The following is a 552-nucleotide window of genomic DNA, read 5'->3' as shown; positions in this document are numbered from 1 at the left end:
AGGCGTTGTACCAATGGTTTAAGCTCATTGACAGCGTCCAGTTTTTTCAACAGGTTATGAAGTGTCTCTGCTCTACTAGCAGGGCAATCGGCCGGTTCAAGCCAATTTTGTTGAATAACGACCCGAGCAATAGCTATAAGTTGAGGTGAACAGATGCTCAGGGGGGTGAGTATACAGGCCATGGAATATTGCCAGTCGCAGCGGCTGACTAAGCCGCTCTGGACCATTTTTTCGTGTAAGTCCTGAAGCTCTTGCAACACAATATCAACAGGTTGCCCCGAACGAACCAAACCATCTATTGCCCAAGCGAGTGGGCTACTGTCACCAAACCAGTGGCCTAACAGAGAACACTTCCTGAAATCCGGTTTATCCTCACTTTTTAATAATTCACTCCCCAGGACAAATGCGTTACTGTCTGCCTTCTGAAACCAGAGATTTTGTACAACAGTATCGACAGATAGAGCGGATTTCTCACTTGTCGGCAATGCCGTACCGCTTTGTACCGACCTACTCAGTTGTTCCTGACTAATACCAAGAGCCTTTGCCAGTGCA

The 552-nt window shown here is 47.3% G+C and carries 1 protein-coding gene; it reads right to left on the bottom strand.

The genetic code is table 11. The annotated features are described in order from the left end of the window. Positions 1-552: hypothetical protein (locus tag E1189_RS25295; RefSeq protein ID WP_230460219.1), on the bottom strand; the 552-nt coding region annotated here is incomplete at both ends.

The organism is Parendozoicomonas verongulae (assembly GCF_009711465.1).
In the GTDB taxonomy this organism is placed as follows: Bacteria; Pseudomonadota; Gammaproteobacteria; order Pseudomonadales; family Endozoicomonadaceae; genus Sansalvadorimonas; species Sansalvadorimonas verongulae.
This window is presented reverse-complemented; position numbering and strand designations above follow the sequence as displayed.